Below are 23,979 nucleotides of genomic sequence, written 5' to 3' on the forward strand. Positions count from 1 at the left end.
CCGCGGCGGTAAGAGGACGCATGATGGACGGCGCCAGCGGCAACATTCCCGAATACGGTGTGGGCGAATTGGGCGGCGCCATCAAGCGCACCCTGGAATCCGCCTTTGGGCGCATCCGCGTGCGCGGCGAGATGACGGAGGTGAAGCCCTATTCCTCGGGCCACGTCTACCTGTCGCTGAAGGATGGCCAGGCCAAGGTCGAGGCCGTGGTGTGGAAGGGCACCGTGCCGCGCGTCGGCCTCAAGCCCGAGAACGGGGTGGAGGTGATCGCCACCGGCCGCATCTCCACCTACGCCGACCGCTCCAAGTACCAGCTCATCATCGAGCGGCTGGAATACGCGGGCGAGGGCGCGCTGCTGAAGCGCATCGAGATGCTGCGCCAGCGCCTCCAGGAAGAAGGGCTGTTCGAGCGCCGCCGCCCCCTGCCCCTGCTGCCCGAGGTGATCGGCGTCGTCACCAGCGAAAGCGGCGCGGTGATCCAGGACATCCGCACCACGCTGGCGCGGCGCTTCCCGCGCCGGGTCATCCTGTGGCCGGTGCAGGTGCAGGGCGCCGCGGCGGCGGAGCAGGTGGCGGCGGCGATCCGCGGCTTCTCCCTCCTGGCCGCGGGGGGCGCGGTGCCGCGCCCGGACGTCATCATCGTCGCGCGCGGCGGCGGCTCGCTGGAGGATTTGATGGCCTTCAACGAGGAGGCGGTGGTGCGTGCGGCGGCGGAATGCACGATCCCGCTAATCTCGGCCGTGGGGCACGAGACGGACACCACGCTGATCGACTTCGCCGCCGATCGCCGCGCCCCGACGCCGACCGCCGCCGCCGAGATGGCCGTCCCCTCGCGCGACGAGATGGCGGCCGGCCTTGCCCAGCTTGGGGCGCGGCTCAAAGGGCGCGCGGATTCCTGCCTGGGCGATGCGCGGCTGCGGCTGCGCGTCGCCGGGCGCGGCCTGCCCGACCTGCCCTCGCTCGTCTCCAACGCCCGCCAGCGCCTGGACGAGCGGGCGGAGCGACTGGACGGCGCCCTGCCCCGCTTCCTGGACGGGCGCCGCCTCGTCCTGTCGCGCCTCGCCGGGGCGCTGCGCCACCCGCGCGAGGTGATCGCGGCGAAGCGCGGCACGCTGGGCGAGACGGCGGGCAAGCTCCACGCCGCCTGGGGCCAGGCCCATCAGCGCCGCTGCTCCGCCCCCGCCATCCAGCGCCTGTCCCCCGCTCCCATCCAGGCGCGGCTGCGCGCCGGCCATGACCGCCTGCGCGACCTCGGGGCGCGGCTGGAGGCGCTGGGCTCGGACGGGCGGCCGGGGCGGGAGGCGCGGGCGCGGCTGGAGGCGCTGTCGGCGGCGCTGGAGGCGGTGAGCTACAATTCCGTGCTTCGGCGCGGCTTCGCCCTGGTGCAGCGCGCCGGCGGTGCCGCCGTCACCGAGGCCGCGGCGTTGAAGCGCGGGGAGAAGCTCACCCTCGTCTTCGCCGATGGCAGCGCCACGGTGCGCGAGGAAAGCGACCGCCAGGGGAGGCTGTTCTGATGCATCGCCGGATCCTTCTCGCCTTGCCTGGCCTGCTCCTCGCGCGGCCGGCATGGGCAGCGGTGACGCTGCATTCCGCCCCCACCCAGGGGGCGCTGGTGCTAGGCAGCGGCGCGGCCGGGCGGCGCGTCGCGCTGGACGGGCGCCCGGTGCGCGTCTCGCCCGAGGGATTCTTCGCCCTGGGCTTCGGGCGCGACCACGGGCCGCGCGCCGTGCTTTCCGTGGACGGCGCGGCGCAGGAACTGCCGGTGCGGCCGCGCGAATGGGACGTGCAGCACATCTCCGGCCTGCCCCCCGCCCAGGTGACGCCCGATGCCGAGGCGCTGCGCCGCATCACGCGCGAGCGGGAGGAGTTGGCCCGCGCCCGCGCCCTCGCCTCCGAGCGCACGGATTTCGCCGGGGGCTTCGCCTGGCCGGCGCGCGGGCGGGTCAGCGGCGTCTTCGGCTCGCAGCGCGTGCTGAACGGCCAGCCCCGCGCCCCGCATTATGGGCTGGACGTGGCGGGGCCGGTGGGAACGCCGGTCCTGGCCGCCGCTGCCGGGCGGGTGACGCTGGCGGGCGACTTCCACTTCTTCGGCCGCCTCCTGGTCGTCGAGCACGGCCACGCCGTCCACACGCTCTACGCCCATCTTTCGGCGCAGCATGTCGGCGCGGGGGAGGAGGTGCGCCAGGGCCAGCGCATCGCCGATATCGGGGCGACAGGCCGCGTCACCGGCCCGCACCTCCATTTCAGCCTGGGGCTCGGGCCCGTATGGCTGGACCCGCAGCCGCTGCTTCCGGCGTAACCGAAACGACGAGGCGCGGGCGCGGCGGGGCGGCGACCTCCGGCGGGCCGGCGCCCGCCTCCAGCCGCTCGGTCGCCGCTGCCACGGCGGCGCGGCGCCCGCCCGGCTCGTAATAGTCGCCGCGGATATGCAGGTGGTGCGCGATGCCGCGCAGGAAGGCATCGGCCAGCACCGGATCCGGGCCTTGCGGCGCCGCCCAGAACGAGTCCAGCCCGCCCCGGTGCGCCAGCCCCTCCACGTCCCACAGCGCCTCGCCCATCGCCAGCACGGGACGGCCGAGTTGCAGGGCGCGGATGCCGGTGGTGCTGTTCACCGTGACGAGCCCGGCCGCGCGCTCCAGCAGTGGGTCGAGCGGGATGCCGTCCACCAGCGCGACGCGGTCCGCCACCCCCGCTTCCCGCGCCATGGCCGAGACGCGGACGCGCCAGGATTTCAGCCCGGCATCGTAGGGGTGCGGCTTCACCAGCAGCCGGGCCTCCGCCGGGGCCTCGCGCGCGAAGGAGCGGATGGCGGCGCGCAGCGGCGTGTCCATGTCCGGGAAGGGCGAATAGGCACGGATGGAATAGTCCGTTTCCATCTGCATGGCGAAAAGGAAGACCGGCGCCTCCGCCGGGATGGACGCCACGAATTCCTGGGCGCGCCGCGTCTCCCGGCCCCGCAGCAGCAGGCGCAGCCCCGTCGCCGGGTAGGACAGGAAGGGCGAGTGGACCGCGAAGCTGCGCCAGTGCGGGAAGGGCCAGGGCATGGCGGAGGCGAGGTGGAACGCCATGTCGCCCCGCGCCAGCAGGGCGAAGCGCCCCGGATGGCGCAGCGCCGTGTCCAGTGGTGGCGCCTCGGCCGCCAGGGCGAGGATGCCGGCGCGGTCGCGGGGAAAGCGCGACAGGGCGTTCATCCCGTCCCGCTCCAGCACGATCCAGTCGGGGCGAAGATAGCCGAAATCCGTCACCGTCACCGCGATGCCGCGCGCCTGGGCGGCGAGGATGGCGGCGCGGTGCAGCGGCCGCTGCTCGCCGAGCAGGACGAGATCCGTCACGCCCCCGAGGCGGGATTCGAGGAAACACGGCCAGTCCCGGGCGCGGCCGGTGAAATCCTCCGAGCGCTCGTCCTTCCAGAAGAGCCGGTCGCCCAGGCACAGGTTGATGCGCCGGACCGCGTGGCCGCGCGAAGCCAGCGCGGCGCCCAGTTCGCGAAAGAAGGGGCTGGTCGGCCCCTGGAGGAACAGGAAGGAGCGCCTCACCGCCACCCCCCGGCCGGGGCGCGCCAGGCGGCGCCGATGTCGGAAAGCCGCAAGAGGGGCACGCCGGCGCGGCGGCGGGCAGCGCGGTCGGGCCAGGGGGCGTAGGGCAGGCGCGGCGGGGGCTCCGGCGGCGCTTCCCCCGCGGCGATGCGGGCGATCGCCTCCTCCAGCAGCGGCAGGGCGGCGAGGTGCAGGTTGCGTGCGGCGGCGGAGGCGGAAAGCCCCGGCGGCAGCGCCACCTCCCGCTGCGCCCAGATCCCGCCCGCATCCACCTCCGGCGTGAGCGCGTGGACCGACACGCCGGTCCGCCCCTCGGCCAGGCCATGGAAGGCGGGGATGGGGCCGCGATGCCGCGGCAGCAGCGAGGGATGCACGTTGACCCCCCCCAGCCTCGGCACGGCAAGGAGGGCGGGGGACAGGATGCGGTCCAGGTGGAAGGAGACCAGCAGCTCGGCCCCGCTGTCGCGCAGCGCCCGGATCGTCGCCGCTTCGTCGCCCAGGCGCAGGGCGGGGATGCCGCGCCCGCGGCACAAGGCGGCGAGGCCGGGGCGGCCGGACAGCGCCGGCAGGGCGTGGTTCACGAACAGATAGGGCAGCAGCCCCGGCCCGCCGCGCCGCAGCGCCCGGCTCAGCGCCCGCCCGGCGCGAAAGGGCGAGGACCAGCCGACCAGGGCGATGCGATCCGCGTGGGTCTCGGCGAAGCGCAGCGCCGCCTCGGCACTGGCTGCGCCTTCGAGCGTGAAGAGCGCGATGCATGGCCTCACGCCGCCACCTCGCGCGCCGCGCGGCCCAGCGCCTCGGCGGCCTCGTCCAGCTCGGACTCCTCGTGCTCGGAGGACAGGAAGAAGCGCAGCCGCGCCTGGCCTTCCGGCACCACGGGAAAGGCGATGGGCTGCACGTTGATGCCCTGCGCCGCCATCTTCTCGGCGAGGCGCACGGCGCGCAGCGAGGAGCCGAGGATCACCGGCACGATGGACCCGCCCGTCGAGCCGCCCGTGTCGAAGCCGCGCGCCTGGAGCGCCGCGCGGAAGCGCCGCGTGTTGCGCTGCAGCCGTTCCACGCGCCAGGGCTCCTCCTCCATGAGCCGCAGCGCGCATTCCGCCGCCGCTGCCATGGGGGGCGGCAGGCCCACGGAATACACGAAGCCCGGCAGGGTGTGGCGCAGCCAGTCCACCAGCGCCCGCGACCCGGCGATGAAGCCGCCGCAGGAGGCGAGCGTCTTGCTGAGCGTGCCCATCCAGATATCGGCCGCGTCGGGCGAGACGCCTTGCGCCTCCCACACGCCGCGCCCGGTGGGGCCCAGGCAGCCCAGCCCATGCGCCTCGTCCACCATCAGCCAGGCATCGTGGCGCCGCGCCATGTCGCGGAACCGCGCGAGGTCGGGCACGGTGCCGTCCATGGAGTAGTGGCCCTCGATCAGCAGGAGCGCCCGCTTGTGCCGCGCCCGCGCCCCGGCCAGGGCGCGTTCCGCCGCCTCCGGGTCGTTGTGCGGAAAGGCGACGCGCCGCGCGCCGGAAAGCCGCATCCCCTCGGCGCAGGAATTGTGGATCAGCTGGTCGTGGACCACGAGGTCGTCCGGCCCGAGCAGATGGCCGATCACCGAAACGTTGGTGGCATGGCCGGAAACGAGCACCAGCGCCTCCTCCGCCCCGTAGTTGCGGGCCAGCGCGGCTTCGAGCTGCGCGTGGACGGGCCGTTCTCCCGACACCATGCGCGAGGCGGAGGCGGAGCTTCCGTGCAGCGCCAGCGCCTCCGCCGCCGCCAGGTTCACCCGCGGGTCGCCGTTGAGGCCCAGGTAGTTGTAGGAGGCGAAGTTCAGCATCTCCCGCCCCGCGATGCGGGTGCGGGCGCCGGCCACGCCGTCATGCGGCTGAAAGAACGGGTTGCTGAGATTGTGCCGCTGGCCGAGGCGCCGCGCCTCCGCCAGCTCGCGCGCATTGGGCAGGGTCGCGAAGTCGCGCGCCGGGGAGCCGGACGGGGCGGGCGCCCCGCCGCCCGTGCAGAAGCGACCCAGCAGGCTGGCGCGCGCTTCGGGGGACAGGCCGCGGCGGATCACTCCGCCGCCTCCGGCCGGGAGGCGGCGTCCGGCAAGGTGGCGGCCCCGGCGAGCAGGCGCCGTGCGAGAAGGTCCACGGTCAGTTCCTCGGAAAGCCCCTCGAGCGGCAGGGCGGCGGAAAAGCGGCGCTCCAGCGCCGTGCGGAGTTCCAGCCCGCCCAGCGAGTCGACGCCCAGGCGCTGCAAGGGGGCCTGCGCCGCCACCGCGCCCTCGGGCAGGCGCAGGATGCGCGCCACCTCGCGCCCGATGCCCCGGCGCAGCGCCTCCAGCGCCTCCTCCGGACCCAGGCGACGCAGCAGGGCGGCGATGTCCTCGCCCTCCTCGTTCTCCGGCGCAGCCTCGCCGGCCAGGGCATGGAAGGGTGCCTCGGCCAGGACGGGCAGGGAACGGCGGGCGCCACCCCAGTCGAGCCGCGCCACCGCCACCACCGCATCCGGCCCGGCAAGGAGCCGCGGCAGGAAGGACAGCGCCTCGGCGGCCGCCATGGGCCTGGCGCCCAGCCGGTGCGACAGGGCGGCGCCGCCATCGGCGGACAGGGCCCCGGCATCGGCGATCGGCCCCCATTGCACGGCCAGCGCCGGCAGGCCCCGCGCGCGGCGGCTGCGCGCGATGGCCTCCAGCCCCGCATTGGCGGCGACGTAGCCCCCCTGCCCCGGCGCGCCGATCGGCACGGTGGCGGAGGAGAAAAGGACGAAGGAGTGCAGCGCGTCGCCCGCCGTCAGCGCGTCCAGCTGCAGCGCTGCCGTCACCTTGCTGTCCCACACGGCGCGCAGCTTCGTCTCGTCCATGCGCGCGGCCAGCGCGTCGGCGAAGACCGCGGCGGCGTGGACTACGTGGGCGATGGGCGGCAGGTCGCGCCGAATCTCCGCCAGGGCGGCGGCGAGGCTGTCGCGGTCGGCGGCGTCGGCGGCGAGAACCCGCGCCTCCGCCCCCAATGCCTCCAGCCGCGCCAGCCCCTCCGCGATGCCGGGCGTCCCCGCGCCGCGCCGGGAAAGGAGGGCGAAGTGCCGCACCCCGGCCCGCGCCAGCGCCACCGCCGCCTCCAGCCCGAAACCGCCCGTGCCGCCGGTCACCACGGCCGTCCCCTCGACCGACCAGGCGCGGGGCGCCGTGGGAGCAGGGGCGGGCGGGCGGATCACAAGCTTGCCGATGTGGCCGCCGGCCTGGAGGCGCCGGAACGCTTCCTCCGCTTCCTCGGCCGGGTGGGCGCGCACCGGCAGGGGGAGAAACTCCCCTTCGGCGAAGCGGCGGGTCAGCGTCGCCATGTGGCGCGCGGCGACCGCCGGCCGGGCGCGGGCCAGCTCGTCCAGATCCACGGCGAACCAGGCGACGTTGCGGCGCAGCGGGCGCAGCGCCACCCGCGTCGCCTCGGCGAAGTCGCGCTTGCCCAGCTCCAGGAAACGGCCAAAGGGCGCCATGAGGCCAAGGGAGCGCTCCATCGCCTCGCTGGCCAGGGAGTTCAGGCAGACATCCACGCAGCCCTCGCCCGGCGCGGTTTCCCAGTGGAGGCGCAGCGCATCGGCGAAGGAGGCGTCGCGGCTGTCCAGCGCCAGTTCCGCCCCCGCGGCGCGCAGGAGGGCACGGCGGGAAGGGGTGCCGGCGGTGGCGGCGACGCGGGCGCCGCGCGCCAGCGCCACCTGCAGCGCGGCAAGGCCGACCGCCCCCGCCCCGCCATGGATCAGCACCCGGTCGCCCGCCTCGACGCGGCCGAGTTCCTCCAGCGCATGCAGCGCCGTCAGGAAGGCCACGGGCAGCGCCGCCGCCGCCTCCATCGACAGGCCGGGCGGCAGCGGGGCCAGGGCGGCGGCGCCGGTGACGGCATGGGTGGCGAGGCCGCGCGGCGCGACGCCAAAGACCCGGTCCCCCGGGCGGAAGGGCGCGCCCTCGCCCACCGCCTCGACCGTGCCCGCCACCTCCATGCCCAGCCCCGGCCCGGCGAAGCCCGGCAGCAGCGCCTCCTCGGGCAGGAGGTTTTGCGCCCAGAGCACGTCGCGGAAATTCAGCCCGGCGGCGGCGACTGCAATGCGGATTTCGCCCGGCCCGGGTTCCGGCAGGGCGGCGGGGCGCCAGGCGAGGCTGTCCAGCCGCCCGGGCCGGGCCGCCTCCAGCCGCAGCGTCGCGGACCGGGGCGCCTCGGCCAACCCGGCGCGCAGGCGCGGGACCAGGCGCCCCGCCGGCGTCACGCGCTGCTCCCCCTCCCCATCCGGCGGGGCGAGCAGGGCGGCGGCGAGGGCGCGGCCCGCTTCCTCGGGGGACAGCCGGGGGGACAGGTCGTGCCGGCGCGGCTTCAGCCGGGTCGCCTCGTTGGCCAGCACGCGGCCCAGCGCCAGGGCGGCGGCGGAGTCCGGATTCGTTTCGCCGTCGCGGACGACGAGATGGAAGGAAGCGGCAGCACCTTCGGCCGTGGCGGCAAGGCGGCCCAGCGCGGCCAGGGCATCGGGACCCGAGCCGGGCAGCGCCACCAGCGCGGCGCCGCGAAGCTGGCGCGGCGCGGGTTCGCCTTCCGCCAGCGAAACCTGGGCGCCCGCGGCTTCCAGCGCTTCCGTCAGCGCGGCGGCGAGGCCGGAGGTGGCCGGGGCGGGGGAGATCACGAAGCGGCGCCCCGGCGCGGCGGCCAGGAGTCGCGCCCCGGCCGGAGCCGCGCCGCAGAGCAGCAGGGCCGGCCAGGGCACGGGCGGCAGGGCGAGGGCGCGCACCCCGTCCAGCCCCGCCTGAAGCAGCGTCGCCTCCCAGCCCTCCGCCCCCGCGAGGCGGCCGGGGGCACGGGCGTCGGGGTGCAGCCCCTCCGAAAGATCCCAGAACAGGTGCGGCGCCGGCTCCGCCAGCAGCAGGGCGCCGCCGGGGGCGAGGGCCGGGCGCAGCCGCGCGGCGATCGTCGCGGCCGGGCCGGCGCGGCCGGACAGGCCAAGCCCCAGCACGAGTTCCGCCTCCGCCTCGGGCGAGGCGGCCGGGCTCCACTCGACCAGGCCGGTTTCCGGCGGCACGGAAGGAAGCCGCGCTTCCGGCAGCGGCGCCAGGGAAAGGCGCAGCGCCGGGCCGAGGAAGCGAAGGGCGCGGCGCAAGGCGGGCAGCAGCGGCCCTTCCTCCGCCCCCGCCACGAGGACGCGGCAGGGCCGGTCGGCGGGCCAGCCGGTCAGCAGACGCGCCGCCTCCTCCGCCAGGCATTCGGCGAGGCGGCGCAGGCTTTCGGCATGCGGCGAAAGGCGCAGCTTCGGGACGGCGCCGCCCGCCAGCGCGGCCGGCAGCGCCTCGCGCGCCTCGGCCAGCAGGGCGAGTTCATGCGCCAGCGCCGGGCGCTCCGCCCAGACCTCGCCCCAGATGTCGCCGGCGGCAGGGAGGGAGGTGGCATCGGAGTCGGGAAGCCGCGCACGCAGCGCCTCGGCCAGGGCGCCGGGGGCGGTGGCCAGCCCGGCCTCGGCCAGGGCGGCCTCCGCGAAGGCGTCGAGCAGCATCGCCGCCTCGCGCAGATCCTCCTCCATCCTGGGGGCGAGGCGCGCCGGGTCGAGCACGGGCGGGGCGGCGGGAAAGGCGGGCGGCGGGGCGGCGGGCACCATCTCGGCGCGGAACAGGAGGTCCTGCCCCGGCTCGGGCCGGAAGACGCGGCGCAGTTCCGCCGCCTCCACCACCGCCACCGCCTCGCCCAGCGCGTCGCGCAGCACGGCATCGGCCAGGAGGGAGCGGGCGCCGGACGCGACGGGGCGAAGCTCCGCCCGCACCGGGGCGGCGGCGCCGCGCCGCAGGGCGATGCGGCCGAAGCGCACGGGCAGGAACCCGTCCTCCGTGTCGCCCTCGCCCGGCAGGCCGAGCAGCGCTTGGAGGACGCCGTCCAGCCGCACCGGATGCAGCACGAAGTCGCTGTCGGGCGGGGCAGCATCCGGCAAGGCCAGCTCGGCTTCCAAGGCCGCGGCGCCCAGGCGCCAGCGCCAGACCGGGCGGAAGGCGGGTCCGTAATGGAGGCCGCGCAGCCGCGCCCGCTCCGTCAGCGCGGCGCCGTCGCGCCAGGGGGCATCGGTGGTGGCGGGGCCGGGGGCGGCGAGGCCCGGCAGGGCGGCGACCCGGCCGGTGGCATGGCGCGACCAGGCCTCGCCCGACAGGCGGCGGCGGGATTCCAGGGAAAAGCCGCCCGCTGCGTCCAGCCGGGCGCGGATCTCGCGCGGCGTCTCGGCGGAAAGCGGGATGGGCTGGAGGATGGCGAAGTCGCGCAGTTCCAGCGCCGGGGCCTGGGGGTGCCGGTGCGCGGCGGCTTCCAGCGCGATCTCGGCCATGGCGGCGGCGGGCAGCACCACGCCCTCGCGCAGCGCATGGTCGGCCAGCCACGGCTCCTCCAGCGTGTCGAGGCTGCGGCGCCATTCCTCGCCGCCTTCCTCGTCGTGGCGGAAGCCGAGCAGCCTTCCGTCGCGGTGCGGAACGACCAGGCTGCGCGCTTCCGGCGAGGCGGCGGGGCGCAACGCCTCGCCCTCCATGGGAAGGGGCGGCAGGTCGCGCCACGTGGCCGGTCCCGCGAAGGCCGGGCCGCCGCGCGGGTCGGCCCCGGCGGCGGTGGCGCGGTCGGCGATGGCAGGGAAAGGGTCGGCCGCCTCCGGCTCGGGGGCACGGCGCAGCGTCGGCAAGGTCGCGGCGTCCCAGCCGGCGGCGCGGGTGGTCGCGCGCAGATAGGCCTGGAGGATGGGATGCGGCCCGATCTCCAGCAGGACGGCCGGGCGGCGCGCGGCCACCTCGCGCGCCGCGTCGCGGAAGCGCACCGGCTCGCGCAGGTTGCGCCACCAGTATTCCGCCGGCGCCTCGCGCAGTTCCGCGCCCGAAACGGAGGAGATCATGGGCAGGCGCAGCGCGTGGCTCTGCAGCCCCCGGAGGTCGCGCAGCAGCGCGTCGCGCACCGGGTCCATCGCCGCCGAGTGGAAGGCGTAGGGAAGGCTGAGCGGCACGAAGGACCAGCGCCGCGCCTCGGCCTCGGTGCGCAGCCGCTCCAGCGCCGCCTCGTCCCCCGCCACGGTGAGGGCAGCGGGGGCGTTCTCGGCCGCCAGTTCGAGGCCCAGCGCGGCGAGGACCGGCGCCGCCTCCTCCATCGGGGCGCCGAGGGCGGCCATGCGCCCGGCGCCGCGCGTCGCGTGCTGGTGGCGCGAGCGCACGGCGACGAGCCGCGCCGCCTCGGCGGGGGCGAGCAGCCCGGCGACCTGCGCCGCCGCCACCTCTCCCACCGAATGGCCCAGCACGAGGTCGGGTCGGATCCCCTCCTCAGCCAGCGCCGCGACGATGCCGAGCTGCAGCGCAAAGAGCAGCGGCTGGGCGCGGTCCGTCCCCTCCGCCTCCTCGGCGGTGGCGCCGCGCGCCAGCACTTCTGCCACCGACCAGCCGAGCAGGGGGCGGAGATGCGCGTCCGCCGCCTCCACCGCCGTGCGGAAGGCGGCGGAATGGCGCATCGGCCCCTGCCCCATCCCGGCCCATTGCGCGCCATTGCCGCTGAAGGCGAAGCCCACCCCGGCGCCCGGCCCGGCGAGGCCGGACACCGCGCCCGGCACCTCCTCGCCCCGCAGCCAGGGGCCGAGGGCAGCGGGGTCGCGCAAGACGAGGCGATGCGGGCGCAGGTCGCGGTGCCGGGCCTGGCCGCGCAGCAGGGCGGGGGTGGCGGGCAGCGCCTCCCAGGCGCGGGCGAGGCCGCGCAGCGCCGCCTCCGAATGGGCGGACAGCAGCAGGGGCGGCGCGGGGGAAGCGGCCTTCGCGGCGCGGGGGCGGGCCGGTCCCGGCGCGCGGGCCAGGGCGGCGCAGCCATTGGTGCCGCCGAAGCCGAAGGCGTTCACCATCACGCCACGCCCCGCCAGCCGGCGCGCCGACACCGCCGGGGCGAGGCCGAGCCGCGCGAAGGGGATGGCCGGGTTGGGCGGGTCGGCGTGCAGTGTGGGCGGGATGCGCCCGCTCTCCAGCACGGCGAGCGCCTTCAGCACGCCAACCAGGCCGGACGCCGCCTCCGTGTGGCCGATATTGCTCTTGGCCGAGCCGACCGGGAGCGGGCGGCGCCGCGCGCCGACCCCGTGCGCGATCGCCTCGGCCTCGATCGGGTCGCCCACCGGGGTGCCGGTGCCGTGCGCCTCGAAATAGCCGATCTCGTCGGAGGCGAGGCCGGAGGCGGCGAGGGTCTCGGCGATCAGCGCGGCCTGGGCGGCGCCGTCGGGCAGGGAGATGCCGTTGGTGCGTCCGGCCGCGTTCACCCCGCTGGCCAGGATCACGCCGCGCACCGCGTCGCCATCGGCCAGCGCCGCCTCCAGCGGCTTCAGCAGCAGCGCCACCCCGCCCTCGGCGCGCACGTAGCCGTCGGCCCCGGCACCGAAGGCTTGGCAGCGGCCGCGGCGGCTGAGCATGCCCGCGCGCCAGAATCCGCCGAAGGGAAAGGGCGACAGCAGCAGGTTCACCCCGGCCACCAGCGCCGCCGGCAGCCCGGCGCGGATCGCCGTCATCGCCTGATGTAGGGCAACAAGGCCGGAGGAGCAGGCCGTGTCCACCGTCATGGCCGGGCCGCGCCAGTCGAAGGCGTGGGAAAGGCGGTTGGCCAGAATGGACAGGGCGCCACCCGTCATGGCGTAGCGGTCGCCGCCGCCCATGTCGTGCTGGCGGAGGTCCGACCAGTCCGTGGTCGAGGCGCCGGCGAAGACGCCGATGCGCTGCCCGGCCGCCTTGTCCTCCGGCCAGCCCGCATCTTCCAACGCCCGGCGGGCGAGCACGAGGAGGAGGCGCTGCTGCGGGTCCATCTCCTCCGCCTCGCGCGGTGAGATGCCGAAGGCGGCGGCGTCGAAGCGATGGACCTCGCCGATCGTGCCAGCCTGGAAATGGAGCGCGCGGCCGCGTTCGCCGGGGCGAGGATGGAGGAAGCGTTCCTGGGAGAAGCGGTCGGCGGGCACGGTGGTGACCGCGTCCCTTCTCTCCATCAGAAGCCTTGCGAAGGCCGCGCGATCAGGTGCGCCGGGCAGGCGGCAAGCCGCCCCCACCACGGCAACGGCCCCCCGGCCGAATGCCCCGTTTCGCTTGCGGATTCGGCCCCCGCTCATCCCAGCGCCTGGATCCCCGGACTGTTCATTGAATGACGACAGGTTAAGGGGACGGGGCCGCAATGGAAACAGGCGAGCGAAAGGTTTTCGCCCCTGGGTTGCAACTTCCGACCCCCAGCGGTTGACAGCTCCTCCATCCTGGCGTGGCCTCGCCTCATACGCGAAGGACAGCCCGCATGACCATCTGGCGCCAACCGGCCACTGCCCAGGAGATCAACCAGCGCTTCAGCGCGGACACGGTGAACGGCCTGCTCGGCATCCGCATCACCGAGGTCGGGCCGGACTGGATCGAGGGGGAGATGCCGGTGGACGGGCGCCACGTGCAGCCCTTCGGCATCCTGCATGGCGGCGTGTCCGTGGTGCTGACGGAAACGCTGGGCTCCCTCGCCTCCGTGATGTGCTGCGATCCGGGCTTCGGCGCGGTGGGTCTGGAGGTGAACGCGAACCACCTCCGCCCCGTGCCTAAGGGCGGGACGGTGCGCGGGCGTTGCACCCCGGTGCGGATCGGCCGCTCCGTCCATGTCTGGAACATCGAGCTGCGGCGCGAGGACGGCGAGCTGTCCTGCGTGTCCCGCCTCACCACCGCGATCGTGGAACGCAAGTGAGGCGGCCCCGCCTGATCGCGGAGCGGAGCGTGAATCAGTCGGACAAGAAGCGCATCGCCTTCATCGGCACGGGCGGCACCATCGCCTCGCTCGGCGAGGGGCCGTTCGACATCCAGGATTACGGGCGCCACGGAACGGTGATGGAAGCGGCCGCCCTGCTCGCCCGCTGGCCGGAAGCGGCAGGGGTGGCGGCGGTGGAGCCCATCGCCTTTCGCGCCGTCCCATCCACCGCCATCGGCCCGGCGGACTGGCTGGAGCTGCGGCGGCTGGTGGATGCCGTGGCCGCGCGGGGCGTGGACGGGATCGTCATCGGCCATGGCACGGCGACGCTGGAGGAAACGGCGTATTTCCTCCACCTCACCGCGCAGGGCGGCAAGCAGCCGCCGGTGGCGCTGGTGGGGGCGCAGCGCCCGTCCAGCGCTCTGTCCAGCGACGCCGGGATGAACCTCGCCAATGCCTGCCGCGTGGCGGGCGATCCGGGGGCGCGGGGCCTCGGCGTGCTGGTGGCGATGAATGACGAGATCCACGCGGCGCGCGAGGTGACCAAGACCCACACGGCGCGGCTCCAGGCCTTCCAAAGCCCGGATTTCGGCGCGCTGGGCCTGGCCGAGGCGGATGCGGTGCACTGGTATCGCCGCCCGCTGCGCCCGCCCGGGAATTTCGACCTGTCCGGCCTGGCGGCGCTGCCGCGGGTGGACATCGTGCCCTGCTATGCCGGGGCGGACGGGGTGGCGGTGGAGGCCTTCCTGCGCGCTGGGGCGGAAGGGCTGGTTCTGGACGGGTTCGCGCCCAGCGGCGGCACGCCCGCGCTGATGGAGGCCTTGCGCGACGCCCCCGTGCCGGTCGCCGCCACCACCCGCGCCGGGGGCGGCCGCGTGGTGGAAACGACGCGCAGCCGCGCGGCGGGGCTGATCCCGGCGGACAACCTCAACGCGGCCAAGGCGCGGGTATTGCTGATGCTCGGGCTGACGCGCACGCGAGACCGGGCGGAGCTGCGGGCGCTGTTCGACGCCTATTGAGGGCGCAGCCCCACCGGCGTCACGCGCAGGATCTCGGCGCGGCAGGGGTCGAAGCCACCCAGCGCCATTTCCTGCCCACTGGCCAGGATGGCGCGCACCAGGTTGGGGCCGGGCGGCGCCGCCACGGTGAGCTCCGTCCCCGGCGGCAGGTTGCCGAGGCCGAGCACGTCGCGCTCGCCCCCGCCGGGCGTGCGGACGACGAGGCTGCGGACGGTGGCGCCCGAGACGTTCACCACCTGGAAGCGGCCGTCGCAGGCCGGGATGCGGATGTCGATGGGCTGCACCACCACCACGGGGGAGCAGGCCGCCAGCAGGGCCAGGGTGGGGAGGAGGCGGAGCGTCATCCCCCTCCCAACGCCGGGCGCGGACGTCAGATGCGGCCGGCCGCCTTGTCGGCCTCGTAGCGGGCCTTGTTCTCGGCATTGGCGGGGTAGAGGCCGGGCAGGGCCTGTCCGGCCTCCACCTGCTTCATGATCCAGCCTTCCAGCCGCTCCTGCTCCACCGCCATTTCCGTCACCGCCTCCACGAGGTCGGCGGGGATGACCACGGCGCCGTCCGGGTCGGCCACAATCACGTCGCCCGGGAAGACGGCCACGCCGCCGCAGCCCACCGGCTCCTGCCAGTTCACGAAGGTGAGGCCGGCGACGGAGGGCGGGGCGGCGCCGCCCGCGCACCACACGGGCAGGCCGGTGCCGTTCACCCCGGCCACGTCGCGCACCGCGCCGTCCGTCACCAGGGCGGTCACGTTCTTCTTGTGCAGGCGAGCGCAGAGGATGTCGCCGAAGATGCCCGCGTCCTTCACCCCCATGGCGTCGGCGACGACGATGGCGCCTTCCGGCATCGCCTCGATGGCGGCGCGGGTGGATTTCGGCGAGGACCAGGATTCCGGCGTCGCGAGATCCTCGCGCGCGGGGATGAAGCGCAGGGTGAAGGCCTCGCCGACGAGGCGCTTGCCCTGGGCGGCGGGGGTGAAGGGGACGGCGCCGCGCATCCACACGTTGCGGAGGCCCTTCTTCAGCAGCACCGTCGTCAGCGTCGCGGTGGTGATGCCTTCCAGCTTGCTCTTGGTCTCAGCGGACAGCGCCATGGTGTCTTCCCCCTTCCTTTCGGTCCCGACCGCTTTATGCGCGGCCCGACCGCGCGTCCACCCAGGCGGCGGCGCGCGCCGCCAGCGCCTCCGGCGGGTCCGCGACGTCGAGGCCGAGCGCCCCTTCCTCCGGCGTGGGGGGCTCCAGCGTGCGGAACTGGCTTTCCATCAGGGCGGGCGGCATGAAGTGGCTGGGCCGCGCCGCCTGGCGCGCGGCGATCAGCGCGAAATCGCCATACGGATGCACGACCAGGAGACCGGGCGCATGGCCCCGCAGCCGGTCGCGATAGGAACGCTTCAGCGCCGAGCAGCCGATCACCCCGCCCCGCTCCTGCGCCGCGAGCCACGCGCCGAGCGCGTCCAGCCAGGGCCAGCGGTCGTCATCGGAAAGCGGGTTGCCCGCGCTCATCTTGCGGATATTCGCCTCCGGGTGAAACGCGTCCGCATCGGCGAAGGGCAGGCCGAGGCGCTGGGCCAGCAGCGCCCCCAGCGTGGACTTGCCCGAGCCGGACACGCCCATGACCAGGACGCGGCGGGGGGTCATGGCGGAAGGGTCCGACACGCCGAAGCCAGCCAGTCCCTGCCCCGACGATGCGACGCCCAGGAAGAATCCGGCCGCACAGCGGCCGGCGCCGCCAGACCGCCCGTCCGATCAGCGCGCCCGTCGCGCGGCGAAGCCAAGCGGCCGGAGGCCGCGCCCGGCGTCTGAGGGCAGGAATCACGCATCTGGAGCCTTCGGCTCCAGATGCCCACCGAAACCCTTGCGCATCGCGCTCAGTGCCTTGTCGGCGAAGTTCTCCGTCCCGCGCGAGCGGAAGCGCGCGAAGAGCGCGGCGGCCAGCACCGGAGCGGGCACGGCGTGCTCCACCGCCGCGTCCACCGTCCAGCGCCCCTCGCCGCTGTCGCTCACTACCCCGCCGTACTCCGTGAGGTCCGGGTCCAGCGCCAGGGCCTGCGCCGTCAGGTCCAGCAGCCAGGAGGAAACGACGGAACCGCGCCGCCACGCCTCGGTCACGTCGGGCAACGGAAGTTCGGGGAATGGGCCGCGGCGCAAGAGGTCCAGCCCCTCGGCCATGGCCTGCATCATCCCGTACTCGATGCCGTTGTGGATCATCTTGCAGTAATGGCCGGCGCCGCTCGGCCCGCAATGAACGAAGCCCGCCTCTGGCCGTGGGTCGCGCCTCTCGCGGCCGCCCGTGGGCGGGGCGGCCCCCTCGCCGGGGGACAGGGCGCGCCACAGCGCCTCGTGCGCCTGCACGGCGGCCGCGTCGCCGCCGATCATCAGGCAGTAGCCGCGCCCAAGCCCCCACACCCCGCCGGAGGTGCCGACGTCGAGGTAGTGCAGCCCCTTCGCCCGCGCCTCGGCGGCGCGGCGCATGCTGTCCTTGTAGAGGGAGTTGCCGCCCTCGATGATCGTGTCGCCCGGGGCGAGCAGCGCGTGAAGCTCGCGCAGCGCGGCCTCGGTCGCCTCGCCGGCAGGCAGCATGACCCAGACGGTGCGCGGCGCGTCCAGGATCGCCACCAGCCCCTCCAGGCTGTCCGCCCCCGCCGCGCCTTCCGCCACCAGCGCGGCGACGGCGCCCGCGTCGCGGTCGAACCCCGCCCCCGCGATGCCCGCGCGCATCGCGCGGCGCAGGATGTTGGCCCCCATCCGGCCCAGTCCGACCATGCCGAGCGTCATGAAGTTTCCTCCCCGCGCATCCTCATGCTGTGATGGCGGAAACGCGATGGGGAGGAAAGTCCGATGAAGCTGCCGGAGAAGGGCGAGGCCTGGCCCGCCCTGGAGGAGGCGCTGCGCGACGCCAAGGCGCGCGACCATTCCTGGCGCAAGGGCCGCATGGCCGTGTTCTTCTACTACCTGGACGAGGAACTGGAGCGCATCGGACAGGACGCCTACCGCCTGTTCTGGACGGAGAATCACCTGGGTGCGGGCCGCGCCTTCCCCTCGCTGGCAAAGCTGGAGGGCGAGGTGGTCTCCATGGCGCTGGACCTCATGCACGCGCCGGAAGGCGCGGGCGGCACCATGACCTCCGGCGGCAGCGAGAGCATCTTCCTGGCGATGCTGGCGGCGCGCGAAAAATCCGGCGCCGTCGGTGGCAACGTCGTCATGCCCGACACGGCGCACCTCACCTTCGACCGCGCCTGCTGGTATCTCGGCCTCGAGGTGAGGCGCGTGCCCGTGGGCGCGGACCGGCGCGGCGACGTGGCGGCGATGGCGGCCGCCTGCAACGAGAAGACCGTCGCGATCGTCGGTTCCGCTCCCGGCTACCCCTTCGGCACGGTGGACCCGATCCGCGAGCTTGGCGCGCTGGCGACGGAGCGCGGGCTGTGGCTGCACGTGGATGCCTGCGTCGGCGGCTTCATCAATCCCTTCCTCGAGGGGCTGCCGGATTGGGACTTCGCGGTGCCCGGCGTGAGCAGCATCAGCGCCGACATCCACAAGCACGGCATGGCGCCCAAGGGCGCGTCGCTGCTGCTGGTGCGCGACGAGGCGCTGCGCCGCTTCCACCGCTTCGAAAGCCGCGCCTGGGCGCGCGGCCTCTACGCCGCCCACACGGCGCAGGGCACGCGGCCGGGCGGGGCGGTCGCCGCCGCATGGGCGGTGATGCGCTTCCTGGGCCGCGCCGGCTACCGCGACTGCGCGGAGCGGGTGATGCGGGCGCGCGCGACGATCGTGGCGGCGGTGGAATCCATCCCGGGCCTCGAGGCCCTGCCGGGCAACCACGCCATCCTGGTGTATCGCTCGGCCGACCCGGCGCTGCCCATCGCCGCCGTGGCGGACGGGCTGGAGCGGCGCGGCTGGCTCGTTTCCCGCCAGGTGGAGCCGGAGGGCATCCACCTGCACCTGAACCCCCTCCATGCCGAGGTGGCGGAGGAATACGCCGCCGCCCTGCGTGAGGCGGCGGCGGAGGCGCGCCGCACCGGGGTGGCACGGCCGAAGGAGGAGGTGCGCGCCTATTGAGGCTGCGCGGGGCCGCGTCTTTCGTTGCGGTCCCGCCCCCCATTCCCCTAGACTTCCGCCGCCGAATGAGAAATTTCCCTCGCGACGGGACGCGGCCCATGCTCACAGACCAATACGGACTCCCCCTTTCCACCTCATCGCCCGAGGCGCGCGACGCCTATGTCGAGGGATGCGACATCCTGCTGCGCATGTACCCCGGCGCGGCCGAATTGTTCGAGCGTGCCGCCCACGCCGATCCGGGATTCGCGCTGGCGCATGCCGGCCGCGCGCGGGCGCTGCAGCTCGGCGGCGACGTTGCCGGCGCGCGGGAGGCCATCGCCGCCGCACGCACCGCCCTCGGCAGCGGGGCCTCGGACCGGGATGCCAGCCACGTGGAGGTCTTCGACCTGCTGCTCGGTGGCAAGCCCGCATCGTCGCTGGAAGCCCTGCGGCGCCACGTGGCGGATTGGCCGCGCGATGCGGTTGCGGTCAGCGTCGCGGCCAACCAGACCGGGCTGATCGGCATCTCCGGAAGCCCGACGCGCGAGCAGGACCAGCTGGATTTTCTGGCGATGCTGGAACCGCATTACGGCGACGACTGGTGGTTCAACAGCCACTACGCCTTCGCCCTTTCCGAGCTGGGCCACCAGGACGCCGCGCGCCCGCGCATCGAATCCTCCATCGCGCAATGCCCGCGCAACGCCTACGCGGCGCACACGCTGGCGCATTTCCACTACGAGAACGGCGAGGCCGAGGCCGCCACCGCCTTCCTCCGCTCCTGGCTGACCGACTACCCGCGCAACGGCGCCCTGCATGGCCACCTGAGCTGGCACCTGGCAGTGGTCCGGCTGCACCAGGGCGAGTTCGACGAAGCCTCCCGGCTCTTCGACACGGGCTTCGCGGCGGAGGATCATCCGGGCCCGGCGCTGATCAAGATCTTCGACGCGCCCTCCTTCCTGTGGCGCGCCGAGCTGGCGGGACATCCGCGCGACCATGCGCGCTGGGAGGCGCTGCGCGGCTTCGTGCGCCGCCTGTTTCCGCGCCCGGGCCTGCCCTACGCGGACTGGCACATCGCCCTGGTGGACGCCGTGAACGGCGACCCGGCGGAGACCGAGGCGCGCCTCGCGGAGATGGACGGGATGGCGAGCGCCGGGCGCTACCCGGCGGGGCACGTCGTCGCCGCCCTGGCGCGTGCCTTCATCGCCTTCGAGAAGCGGGACTACGACGCGGCGATCACCGGCATCGAGAGCGTCTTCGCCGAGCGGGAGCGGATGGGCGGCAGCCGCGCGCAGATCGACCTCGTCGAGTTCACGCTGCTGAAGGCCTATCTCGCCTCCGGCCGGCACGAGGAGGCGCGCCGCCTGCTGGCGAGGCGCCGCCCGGGACCGCGCGGCATCCCAGTGGCCGGGCTGGAGGCGGTGCCGGTCCACTGACCGGCCCGCGGCCCCTTACTGCTGCGCCGCGCCGGTCACGCGGACCAGATGCTCCATCAGCGCGAAGTCGCGCTGCTGGACGCGGGCGAGATCCTCGGCGGAGCCGCCCTCGGGCAGGTAGCCGAGATCCTCCATGCGCTGCCGCGTCGCGGGGGAGCGCACCGCCTCGGCGATCACTTGCGACATGCGGCGCACGATGGGCTCCGGCAGGCGCGGCGGGCCGAAGATGCCGATCCAGGAGTTGAACTCGTAGCCGGGCACGGTGTCGGAGATCGGCGGCACCTCCGGCAGCGCGGGCATGCGCCCATTGCGCGTGACGCCGAGGGGGATGATCTGCCCTCCGCGGATTCCGCCCATCGCCTCCGCGAGCGGCGAGAAGATCACCTGCACCCGCCCGGCCAGCAGGTCGGCCATGGCCGGCGCGCCGCCGCGATACGGGACATGGGTGAACCGCACCCCTGCCTTTTCCTCGAACAGCGCCGCGGCGAAATGCTGCGTCGCGCCCGTGCCGCTGGTGCCGAGGTTGAGCCCGCCCGGGTTCTCGCGCGCCAGGGCGATGAGCTCCGCCACGCTGCGCGCGCGCACGGAAGGATGCACCACCAGCACGGCGCTGCTGGTCAGCACGAGAGACACGGGGGTGAAGTCGTTCACCACGTGAAATCCCATGTTGGGGTACAGGAACTGGTTGGTCGTATGCGTGCCGACCGAGGCGACGACAAAGGTGTGCCCGTCCGGCGCCGCCCGCGCCACCGCTTCCGAGCCGATGTTGCCCGCCGCGCCCACGCGGTTCTCCACCACCACGGGCTGGCCGAGCGCGGGGGAGATCGCCTCGGCGACGAGGCGCCCGGTGATGTCGGTGCTGCCGCCTGCCGCGAAGCCGACGACGAAGCGGATGGGCCGTTCGGGCTGCCAGGGCGCCGTGCCCTGCGCGAAGGCGGGGACGGCAAGCGGCGCGAGGGCGAGCGCGGCGGCGAGGCTGCGGCGTTGCATGGTCGTGTTTCCTCCATGGTGGAGGCGCGACCGCGAGGCGCCACGCCCCGCCGGGATGGTAAGTCCATGCCGCAGGATGCGGCAACGCGGCTTCAGCGCAGCGCGAACATCGCCAGCACCGCGCCCGCCGCCACCATCTGCAGGAGGTTGGCGAGGACGCTCAGCCGGTGCAGCCGGTCGAAGACCGGGCGCGCCGTCGTGTCGCCCGCCTGGGCGGCGTCGGAGAAGTGGTTGACGCGCGGCATGAGCACCTGGCGCAGGAACCAGGCGAGGCCGGCAGTGGCGGCCATGATCCCCGCCGCCTCCTTGCTCAGCGGGAAGAGCGCCACCGCGGCGGCGGCGGACAGCGCCAGCACCCACAGGTAGTAGACAGGGAAGACCTGCCGGATGAACGGCCCCGCCGCGACGGGTGGCAGCCGCGTGAAGACCAGCGGCGCCACCACGGCGGCAAAGAACACCATGCCGCCCAGCAATAGGGCGAGGGAGAAAAGCGCGACGAGGGCGAGGACCGATTCCATCCCGCTCAGTTGGGGTCGCCCCAGCCCTCCGCCACCGCCTTGCCGATCATCCGCCCTTCCTCCACCAGCCGGTGCCCCTCCAGCAGCGCGGCGGCGGAGATGGGGCCGAGGCGGCGCGTCAGCGTGGAGCGGATCGTGCCCGCATCGGCGAGGCGCGACACCTCCTTCAGCAATTGGTGCTGCGCCTCGATGTCGGCGGTGCGGAACAGGATGCGGGCGAACATCGCCTCCCACACCAGACCGGCCGCCTTGGGCTTCAGCCGCCCGACCTCCAGCGTCATCGGCTCGTCGATGGCGCAGACCAGGCCCTGCGGCGCGACGATGTCGCAGATGGCGCGCCAGTGGCGCTCCGTCTGGGTGGTGCAGAAGATGAAGGGTACGGGAACGCCCAGCGCCTTCACCTGCGCCGCGAGGTCGCCCGCATGGTCCACCACGTGATGCGCGCCAAGCCCCTCGCACCATTCACGCGTCTCGGGCCGCGAGGCGGTGGCGATGACGGTGAGGCCGGTGAGCGCCCGCGCCAGCTGGATCGCCATGGAGCCGACGCCCCCCGCGCCGCCCACCACGAGCAGTGCCCCGCCGGACGCACCGTGCGGGATGCGCAGACGGTCGAACAGCGCCTCCCAGGCCGTGATGGAGGTGAGCGGCAGGGCGGCGGATTCGGCGAAATCCAGCCTGGCCGGGCGCAGGCCGACGATGCGCTCGTCCACCAGCTGAAGGCGCGCGTTCGACCCTGGTCTGTTCACTGCCCCGGCATAGAATACCTCGTTCCCCGGTGAGAACATCCGCGCTTCCGGACCCACGGCGCGCACCACCCCGGCGGCGTCGAAGCCCAGGATCTTCGGCTCGCCCTTGGGATCGGCGCGGCCGCGCTGCTTGGCGTCCAGCGGGTTCACCGACACGGCGCGCACCTCCACCAGCAGGTCGCGTCCCTTCGGCGCGGGCGGGTCGGGCAGTTCGAGGTCGAGCAGCGCCTCCGGGTCGGAGGAGGGGCGGCACTGCGTGTAGGCCACGGCCTTCATGGCGTTCTCCCAGGTGTCCCGACCGGTCTAGACCCCTGGGGGAGGGTGACAACCCCGCGCGGCCTCCCCACACCAGAGGCGGAGACGCCCCACGGGAGACACGCCATGAGCCTTGCCGTCCGACGCCGCCTCGCCCTGCTCGCCACGCCCGCCCTCGTCGCGGGGATCGCCGCCCCGGCCGCGGCGCAGAACACCCCGCCCCCGACCCAGGGCGAGATGCCGCCGCAATTCCAGCGCGTGAAGCTCGGCGACTTCGAGGTGACGACGCTGCTGGACGGCGCGATGCAGGGCACCAACGAGGGCATCCGCAACTTCTTTCCCGACAGCCGGCCGGAGGAGATCGACCCGCTGCGCGACCGCTCCTTCCGCATCGGGGGCGGGCTGCACCAGCCGGTCGGCGCCTATGTGGTCAACACCGGCCGCAACCTCGCCATGATCGATTGCGGCGGGCATTCCTCCTTCATTCCGACCACGGGCCGCACGCTAGAGGCGCTGCGCGCCAGCGGCTACCGGCCCGAGCAGGTGGACACGGTGATCCTCACCCACATCCATCCGGAGCACGCGCTGGGCCTGTCCTATGACGGCACTACCCGCAACTTCCCGAATGCCGAGGTGGTGGTGACGGAGGTGGACCACCGCTTCTGGACCGACCCGGCGATGGAAAGCCGCGTCCCGCAAGGCCAGCGCTTCATCGAGGCGGGACGCCGCGCCATCCGCCCCTATGAGGGCCGCATCCGCACGGTGGAGATGCGCGAGGGGCTGGAGGTCATTCCCGGCATCTTCCTGATGCCGGCGCCGGGCCACACACCGGGCCACGTGTCCTACCGCCTCACCAGCCAGAACCGCTCCATGCTGATCTGGGGCGACATCGCCCACCAGATGACGATCCAGCTGGCGCGGCCGCGCTGGCGCGTCGGCGTGGACGTGGACCCGGCGGAAGGGGTGGAAAGCCGCGTGCGGACGCTGACCCTGCTTGCCGAGGAGGGCATGCCGATGGGCGGGGTGCACGTGCCCTGGCCGGGTTTCGGCCGGGTGATCCGTGACGGCGAGGGCTTTCTCTACGTGCCGCGCCCGCAGCATTTCGGCACGGCGATCTGACCGGAGGGGGCGCGGGGCCATCCCCGCGCCGGCCGCCTCATTCGGGCGGGGTCATCGCCTTGATGAGGTCGAAGACGCGCTTGCGGATCGAGGGATCCTGGATGCGGTTGTAGGCACGCACCAGTTCCAGCGTTTCGCGCTGCTGCAGCAGGTCGGGCGGGATGCCGGCCGCGGCGGCATGCCCCGAAGCGCCGAAGGGGTCCTGGCCGGGTTCGGCGACGCCGTGGTTGCGCTGCGCGAAGGAGACGCTGCCCCCGCCCATCGGCATGTCGTCGAAGAAAAAGGAAATCGGCACGTCCAGCACGCGCGACAGGTCGTAGAGGCGGGAGGCGCCGATGCGGTTCACGCCGCGCTCGTATTTCTGCACCTGCTGGAAGGTGAGGCCCAGGGCCTCGCCCAGCTTCTCCTGGCTCATGCCGAGGAGGGTGCGGCGCAGCCGGACGCGGGAGCCGACATGCACGTCGATCGGGCTGGGACGATGCTCTCGCTCCGCAGCACGCTCCACATTTTCCTCAGTCGCCATCGCATGCCTCATCTGTCCGTCTTCCTTCGACTTTCACCCGCGTCGAGCCGACTGTGATGCCTGGGACCGGGGGGAACCTGGCGGACAGGACCGGGGGGAGCTGCCGAGAAC

General features: G+C 74.5%; 19 protein-coding genes. 7 read left to right on the forward strand and 12 right to left on the reverse strand.

Features of this window, described 5'->3' with window-relative positions:
• The first annotated feature begins 20 nt into the window (after positions 1 to 20).
• Both xseA and OF850_RS13750 read left to right on the forward strand, forming a co-directional pair.
• Complete coding sequence (gene xseA / locus OF850_RS13745; RefSeq protein ID WP_301590785.1) at positions 21 to 1,514, forward strand: exodeoxyribonuclease VII large subunit; 1,494 nt, start codon at positions 21 to 23, stop codon at positions 1,512 to 1,514.
• The gene (locus tag OF850_RS13750) at positions 1,514 to 2,299 is read left to right on the forward strand and encodes a M23 family metallopeptidase (protein ID WP_301590786.1); all 786 of its coding nucleotides are present in this window, start codon (positions 1,514 to 1,516) and stop codon (positions 2,297 to 2,299) included. Before xseA ends, OF850_RS13750 begins: the two co-directional genes overlap by 1 nt.
• Here OF850_RS13750 and OF850_RS13755 read toward each other — a convergent pair.
• The 4 genes from OF850_RS13755 to OF850_RS13770 are packed head-to-tail and all read right to left on the reverse strand — an operon-like array spanning position 2,244 to position 12,632.
• Positions 2,244 to 3,536: a capsule biosynthesis protein gene (locus tag OF850_RS13755; protein ID WP_301590787.1), complete on the reverse strand. Its 1,293-nt coding sequence runs from the start codon at positions 3,534 to 3,536 to the stop codon at positions 2,244 to 2,246. The two genes, OF850_RS13750 and OF850_RS13755, sit on opposite strands and share 56 nt — an antisense overlap.
• The gene (locus OF850_RS13760) at positions 3,533 to 4,300 is read right to left on the reverse strand and encodes a formyltransferase family protein (protein WP_301590788.1); all 768 of its coding nucleotides are present in this window, start codon (positions 4,298 to 4,300) and stop codon (positions 3,533 to 3,535) included. The genes OF850_RS13755 and OF850_RS13760 overlap by 4 nt, the downstream gene beginning before the upstream one ends.
• Positions 4,297 to 5,592 carry an aminotransferase class I/II-fold pyridoxal phosphate-dependent enzyme gene (locus tag OF850_RS13765; protein ID WP_301590789.1) on the reverse strand — a complete coding sequence of 432 codons (1,296 nt, stop codon included), beginning with the start codon at positions 5,590 to 5,592 and terminating at the stop codon, positions 4,297 to 4,299. Before OF850_RS13765 ends, OF850_RS13760 begins: the two co-directional genes overlap by 4 nt.
• A complete protein-coding gene (locus tag OF850_RS13770) occupies positions 5,589 to 12,632 on the reverse strand; it encodes a type I polyketide synthase (protein WP_301590790.1) in 7,044 nt (2,347 codons plus the stop codon). Before OF850_RS13770 ends, OF850_RS13765 begins: the two co-directional genes overlap by 4 nt.
• A gap of 176 nt (positions 12,633 to 12,808) precedes the next feature.
• On the opposite strand from OF850_RS13770, the gene OF850_RS13775 reads away from it, so the two are divergent.
• Positions 12,809 to 13,237 carry a PaaI family thioesterase gene (locus OF850_RS13775; RefSeq protein WP_301590791.1) on the forward strand — a complete coding sequence of 143 codons (429 nt, stop codon included), beginning with the start codon at positions 12,809 to 12,811 and terminating at the stop codon, positions 13,235 to 13,237.
• Positions 13,234 to 14,256 carry an asparaginase gene (locus tag OF850_RS13780; protein WP_301590792.1) on the forward strand — a complete coding sequence of 341 codons (1,023 nt, stop codon included), beginning with the start codon at positions 13,234 to 13,236 and terminating at the stop codon, positions 14,254 to 14,256. The genes OF850_RS13775 and OF850_RS13780 overlap by 4 nt, the downstream gene beginning before the upstream one ends.
• Here OF850_RS13780 and OF850_RS13785 read toward each other — a convergent pair.
• From OF850_RS13785 to gnd, 4 genes are all read right to left on the reverse strand, one after another.
• A complete protein-coding gene (locus tag OF850_RS13785; protein ID WP_301590794.1) occupies positions 14,250 to 14,600 on the reverse strand; it encodes a hypothetical protein in 351 nt (116 codons plus the stop codon). The genes OF850_RS13780 and OF850_RS13785 overlap by 7 nt on opposite strands.
• Before the next feature lie 26 nt (positions 14,601 to 14,626).
• Positions 14,627 to 15,343 (reverse strand): ribonuclease activity regulator RraA, encoded by a 717-nt coding sequence (locus OF850_RS13790; RefSeq protein WP_301590796.1) that lies wholly within the window; start codon positions 15,341 to 15,343, stop codon positions 14,627 to 14,629.
• Positions 15,344 to 15,377: 34 nt separating this feature from the next.
• Positions 15,378 to 15,887, reverse strand: a complete 510-nt coding sequence (locus OF850_RS13795) for a gluconokinase (RefSeq protein ID WP_301590798.1) — start codon at positions 15,885 to 15,887, stop codon at positions 15,378 to 15,380.
• Positions 15,888 to 16,061: 174 nt separating this feature from the next.
• Positions 16,062 to 17,024 (reverse strand): phosphogluconate dehydrogenase (NAD(+)-dependent, decarboxylating), encoded by a 963-nt coding sequence (gene gnd, locus OF850_RS13800; protein WP_301590799.1) that lies wholly within the window; start codon positions 17,022 to 17,024, stop codon positions 16,062 to 16,064.
• 63 nt (positions 17,025 to 17,087) lie between these two features.
• Between gnd and OF850_RS13805 the strand changes: the two genes are divergently transcribed.
• Entirely contained in the window at positions 17,088 to 18,305 is a 1,218-nt protein-coding gene (locus tag OF850_RS13805) for a pyridoxal phosphate-dependent decarboxylase family protein (RefSeq protein ID WP_301590801.1), read from the forward strand.
• Between the two features lie 98 nt (positions 18,306 to 18,403).
• On the forward strand, positions 18,404 to 19,717 hold the full coding sequence (locus OF850_RS13810; RefSeq protein WP_301590803.1) for a tetratricopeptide repeat protein: 1,314 nt from the start codon (positions 18,404 to 18,406) through the stop codon (positions 19,715 to 19,717).
• Between the two features lie 15 nt (positions 19,718 to 19,732).
• On the opposite strand, the gene OF850_RS13815 is transcribed toward OF850_RS13810, so the two are convergent.
• From OF850_RS13815 to OF850_RS13825, 3 genes are all read right to left on the reverse strand, one after another.
• A complete protein-coding gene (locus tag OF850_RS13815) occupies positions 19,733 to 20,707 on the reverse strand; it encodes a Bug family tripartite tricarboxylate transporter substrate binding protein (protein WP_301590805.1) in 975 nt (324 codons plus the stop codon).
• A 92-nt stretch (positions 20,708 to 20,799) separates the two neighbouring features.
• Positions 20,800 to 21,225 (reverse strand): DUF4149 domain-containing protein, encoded by a 426-nt coding sequence (locus OF850_RS13820; protein WP_301590807.1) that lies wholly within the window; start codon positions 21,223 to 21,225, stop codon positions 20,800 to 20,802.
• Positions 21,226 to 21,230: 5 nt separating this feature from the next.
• Complete coding sequence (locus tag OF850_RS13825; RefSeq protein ID WP_301590808.1) at positions 21,231 to 22,247, reverse strand: zinc-binding alcohol dehydrogenase family protein; 1,017 nt, start codon at positions 22,245 to 22,247, stop codon at positions 21,231 to 21,233.
• Between the two features lie 105 nt (positions 22,248 to 22,352).
• Here OF850_RS13825 and OF850_RS13830 point away from each other — a divergent pair, with 105 nt between their 5' ends.
• Positions 22,353 to 23,345, forward strand: coding sequence for an MBL fold metallo-hydrolase (locus OF850_RS13830; RefSeq protein ID WP_301590810.1), 993 nt, complete (start codon positions 22,353 to 22,355; stop codon positions 23,343 to 23,345).
• A 37-nt stretch (positions 23,346 to 23,382) separates the two neighbouring features.
• Here OF850_RS13830 and OF850_RS13835 read toward each other — a convergent pair whose 3' ends face one another.
• Positions 23,383 to 23,868, reverse strand: a complete 486-nt coding sequence (locus OF850_RS13835) for a helix-turn-helix domain-containing protein (protein ID WP_301590812.1) — start codon at positions 23,866 to 23,868, stop codon at positions 23,383 to 23,385.
• Positions 23,869 to 23,979 lie beyond the last annotated feature (111 nt).

It is taken from the genome of Sabulicella glaciei, assembly GCF_026183895.1.
Taxonomy (GTDB): domain Bacteria; phylum Pseudomonadota; class Alphaproteobacteria; order Acetobacterales; family Acetobacteraceae; genus Roseococcus; species Roseococcus glaciei.